This window comes from Frankia sp. AgKG'84/4 (genome assembly GCF_023242965.2).
Classification (GTDB): domain Bacteria; phylum Actinomycetota; class Actinomycetes; order Frankiales; family Frankiaceae; genus Frankia.
In genome coordinates, this window is record NZ_JALKFU020000389.1 from 1 (window position 1) to 5,034 (window position 5,034).

Genomic DNA, 5,034 nt, shown 5'->3' on the forward strand with positions numbered 1-5,034 from the left:
CCGCCGGGCCGCCGCGGGTGGTCGTGGCGCCGGTGCGCGCGGTGCTGCAGCCGCAGGTCGCCGGCCTCGGTGAGCTCGCGCCCGTCAGCCTCGCCGTGGGCGACACCGCCGACCTCGACGATGTGGTCACCCGGCTGGTCGAGATCGCCTACCACCGGGTGGACCTGGTCGAGCGGCGCGGCGAGTTCGCCGTGCGCGGGGGGATCCTCGACGTCTTCGCGCCCACCGAGGAGCACCCGCTGCGGGTCGAGTTCTTCGGCGACGAGGTGGAGGACCTCCGCCGGTTCGCCGTGGCCGACCAGCGGGCGCTGCCCGCGGACGAGCCGACCGACGGCGACGCCGCCGCCCGGGTCACGCTGTTCGCGCCGCCGTGCCGCGAGCTGTTGCTCACGCCCCCGGTGCGGGCCCGCGCCGCCGCGCTCGCCGCCGAGCATCCCGAACTGCTCGACATGCTTGACAAGATCGCCAATGGGATTCCGGTCGATGGCATGGAGGCTCTCGCCCCGGTCCTCGTCGACGGCATGTCGCTGCTGCTCGACGAGCTGCCCGCGGCCACCCACGTCCTGGTGTGCGACCCGGAGCGGGTCCGCACCCGGGCCAGCGAACTGGTGCGGACCAGCCAGGAGTTCCTCGAGGCGTCCTGGAGCGTCGCGGCGCTCGGTGGCGGTGCCCCGATCGATCTCGGCGCCGCGGCCTACCGCACCATCGCGGACGTCCGCGACCGGGCGGGCGAGCTGGGCCTGCCCTGGTGGTCGGTCAGCCCGTTCGCCGCGGCCCCCACCACGGCCGACACCGGGGACGCCGAGGGCGCCGCCGCCGTCACCGATGTCACCGATGTCATCGAGGGCGAGAACACGGTCGTCGCGAGCATGCGACCGGCCCGGCTCTACCACGGTGACGTCGCCGCGGTCATCGCCGACGTGAAGGGCTGGCTGGCCGAGTCGTGGCGGGTCCTGCTCGTCACCGAGGGGCACGGTCCCGCCCAGCGGCTCGTCGAAATGCTGGGCGACGCCGACCTCGGCGCCCGCTACGCGCAGTCCGCGGAGCTGGCCGCCGGCGTCGCGGTCGTCACCCGCGGGCAGCTCGCCACCGGCTTCACCAGCGATACGTTGCGCCTCGCTGTCCTGACCGAGAGCGACATCGCCGGGGCGCGTGGCGTCACCACCAAGGACATGCGGCGGATGCCGAGCCGGCGGCGCAAGGGCATCGACCCGCTCGCCCTCGCCCCCGGCGACATGGTCGTGCACGACGCGCACGGTGTCGGCCGCTACGTCGAGATGGTCACCCGCACCGTCGCCGGTGCCAAGCGCGAGTACCTGCTGCTGGAGTACGCCCGTGGCGACCGGCTCTACGTTCCCACCGATCAGCTCGAGCAGATCACCCGCTACGTCGGCGGGGACGCCCCCAGCCTGGACCGCATCGGCGGCGCCGACTGGGCCAAGCGCAAGAGCCGCGCGCGCAAGGCGGTCAAGGAGATCGCCGGCGAGCTGATCCGCCTCTACAGCGCCCGGATGGCCTCGCCCGGCCACGCGTTCGCCCCTGACAACCCGTGGCAGCGCGAGCTGGAGGACGCCTTCCCGTTCCGCGAGACGCCCGACCAGCTCGCCGCGATCGACGAGGTCAAGGCCGACATGGAGAAGCCGGTCCCGATGGACCGGGTGATCTGCGGCGACGTCGGCTATGGCAAGACCGAGATCGCCGTGCGGGCGGCGTTCAAGGCGGTGCAGGACGGCAAGCAGGTCGCCGTGCTGGTGCCGACGACGCTGCTGGTCCAGCAGCACTTCCAGACCTTCAGCGAGCGCTACGCCGCCTTCCCGGTCGTCGTGAAGGCGATGAGCCGGTTCAACTCGGCGAGCGAGCAGCGGGCCGCCCTCGAGGGGCTCGCCGCCGGCAGCGTCGACGTCGTCATCGGCACGCACCGGCTGCTCTCGGGCGAGATGAAGTTCAAGGACCTCGGCCTGGTGATCGTCGACGAGGAGCAGCGCTTCGGCGTCGAGCACAAGGAACAGCTCAAGCAGATGCGCACGGCCGTGGACGTGCTCACGATGAGCGCCACCCCGATCCCCCGGACCCTGGAGATGTCGATCACCGGCATCCGTGAGCTGTCCACGATCGACACCCCGCCCGAGGAACGCCACCCGGTGCTCACCTCGGTCGCCCCCTACGAGGCCCGGCAGGTCGCCGCGGCCATCCGCCGGGAACTGCTGCGGGAGGGGCAGGTCTTCTTCATCCACAACCGGGTCGAGTCGATCGACCGGGCCGCCGCCCGGCTGCGCGAACTGGTGCCCGAGGCGCGCGTCGCCACCGCGCACGGCCAGATGCACGAGGACGCCCTCGAGCAGGTGATGGTCTCGTTCTGGGAGAGGAAGTTCGACGTCCTCGTGTGCACCACGATCGTCGAGTCCGGCCTGGACATCTCCAACGCGAACACGCTGATCGTCGAGCGTGCCGACGTGTTCGGCCTGTCCCAGCTGCACCAGCTGCGTGGGCGGGTCGGCCGTGGCCGTGACCGCGCCTACGCGTACTTCCTCTACCCGCCGGACCGGCCGCTGACCGAGACGGCGCACGACCGGCTGGCGACGATCGCGCAGCACAACGACCTCGGCGCCGGGATGGCCGTGGCCATGAAGGACCTGGAGATCCGCGGCGCGGGCAACCTGCTCGGCGGCGAGCAGTCCGGCCACATCGCGTCCGTCGGCTTCGACATGTACGTGCGGATGGTCGGCGAGGCGGTCGCCGAATACCGCAAGGACGCCGTCGAGGAGCCGCCCGAGGTCAAGGTCGAGCTGCCGGTCGACGCGAGCCTGCCGCACGACTACGTGCCCAGTGAGCGGCTGCGCCTGGACGCCTACCGCCGCCTCGCCGGCGCGGTGAGCGACGCGGACATCGACGAGGTGCGCGGTGAGCTCGTCGACCGGTTCGGCCCGGTGCCCGAGCCGGTGGAGAACCTGCTCGCCGTCGCGGGCCTGCGGGTGCTGGCCCGCCGCTTCGGCGTCACCGAGATCACCGCCGCCGGCCGGCAGATCCGCTTCGCCCCGCTGGAGCTGCGCGAGAGCCAGACCCTGCGGCTCACCCGCCTGTACAAGGGTGCGGTGGTCAAGTCGACGGTGCGAACGGTGCTGGTCCCGGCACCGACGGAGACCGGGCGGATCGGCTCCCGGCCGCTGCGGGACCGGGCGCTGCTGGCCTGGGCCGGCCAGCTGATGGCGGCCGTCGCCGGCGACTCGATCGCTGCCGCCGCGGGCTGAGCGGCCGGCGACATGACAGAAGCCGGTACTGAGGTGTGCTCCGCCACACCTGACGGGATAGCGTGCGGTGGTGTGAAACTCTCCCGTCTCCTCGCCGGCGTAGGGATGCTCGTGGTCGTCCTGGCCGCCGGGACAGCCTGCACGACGCACGCGGGGGCCGCCGCCCAGGTCGGTTCGTACACGATCGAAACGTCCCAGCTGCGTGACATCGTCAGCCGGGGCCTGGCCACCTCGGCCGCCGCACCGGCGTCGCAGACCAGCCAGGCCGCGCCGGGCGCGCTCGAACCGCCCGCCGTGCAGCAGCGGACTCTCAGCTCGCTCGTCCAGCTACAACTGCTGTCCGACGAGGCGCGCCGACGGGGAATCACCGTGAGCGACGGTGACGTCGCGGCGTACACCCAGGCGTTCGCGGTCCTGCAGTACGGCAGCCTGCACGCCTTCCAGCAGCAGCTCTCCGCCGCCGCCGTCGCCCCGGCCGACGTCGACGTGATCATGCGTGCCGGTGCGTTGGAGTCCGCCATCAGCGACCAGGTCTCCCCGAAGCTGCTGGCGACCGAGGCCGAGACCCGCCAGGCCTACAACCAGTCGCAGCGGATGTTCGGCCGCCTCCCGCTCACCTACCCGCAGGCCAAGCCCTACCTGGCCCGCCTGATCGTCGCCACCGAGCGCGGCGACGCTCTACGTCCCGTGTTCGCCCAGGCGGAGAAGGCGAACCCGGTCTCGGTCAACCCGCGGTTCGGCCGCTGGGACTCCGGCCAGTTCTCCGTCGTCGCCGCGGACGGGACGATCGCCAGCACCCCCGGGCCCACCCCCGCCGTCGACCTGAGCGTCCAGTCCTGAGCCGGGAAGCGAGGCCCGTCATGCCCCTGCGGATCACGGTGGTGCGGGTCAGCCCGCGCGTCGCCCCGGGCGTGCTGACGGCGCCGGCGTGGGACCTCCTGCGCCGGGTGCCCGTTCTCACCGGCGCCCCGGGCCATCCGCACCTCGAGGCGCTGCGGGCAGCCGGAGCGAGCGTCACCGTCGTGGACGCCACCGTGCTGGCCGGGCCGGCCGAGCTGGCCGGCCTGCTGCGGGCCGCGCTGCCCGACCCGGCGATCGACGAGATCGCCTGGCTGCCGGACCCGAGCGCACCGACCCCGCTGGACCACTCGCTCGACCCCCTCGCCGACGCCGACCCGTCCGGCGGCGCGGCGGAACTCGCCGTCGTCACCCTCGTCGCCACGGTGGAGCTGCCGGGATCGGCGCTGCTCGACGCCGTCGCCGTGATGGACCGGCTGCGGTCCCCGGGTGGGTGCCCGTGGGACGCCGAGCAGACGCACGAGTCCCTCGCCCCGTACCTGATCGAGGAGACCTACGAGGCATACCAGGCGATCGAGGACGGCGACCTCGCCGAGCTGCGCGAGGAACTCGGCGACGTGCTCATGCAGGTGCTCTTCCACGCCCGGGTCGCCGCCGAGCGCCCGGACGACGGCTGGGACGTCGACGACGTCGCGGCCGGCCTGTCCGCCAAGCTGATCCGCCGCCATCCGCACGTGTTCGCCGACGTGGTCGTCGCCGGCTCGGCGGACGTCGTCACCAACTGGGACGTGATCAAGTCCACGGAGAAGGCGCGTACCTCGGTGACCGACGGCGTGCCGCTGTCCCAGCCGGCGCTGTCCCTCGCCGCGAAGCTGCTGGGGCGCGCCGGCGGCGTCGGCGTGCCGGTCGACCTCGCGTTCGCCGCCCCGGTGCCGCCCGCCCCGGTGCCGCCCGCCGCGGACCCGGTCGGCGCGGACCCGGTCGGCGC

General features: G+C 73.3%; 3 protein-coding genes. All 3 read left to right on the top strand.

All coding sequences use genetic code 11. The features are described from left to right. The coding region (gene mfd / locus MXD58_RS19680) for a transcription-repair coupling factor (protein WP_250609700.1) at nucleotides 1–3,248 on the top strand (3,248 nt) is incomplete at its 5' end. A gap of 72 nt (nucleotides 3,249–3,320) precedes the next feature. After that, nucleotides 3,321–4,088, top strand: a complete 768-nt coding sequence (locus MXD58_RS19685) for a SurA N-terminal domain-containing protein (protein ID WP_248836527.1) — start codon at nucleotides 3,321–3,323, stop codon at nucleotides 4,086–4,088. Nucleotides 4,089–4,108: 20 nt separating this feature from the next. Beyond that, nucleotides 4,109–5,034, top strand: a 926-nt coding sequence (locus MXD58_RS19690; RefSeq protein ID WP_250609701.1) for a nucleoside triphosphate pyrophosphohydrolase, incomplete at its 3' end; no start/stop codon positions are given.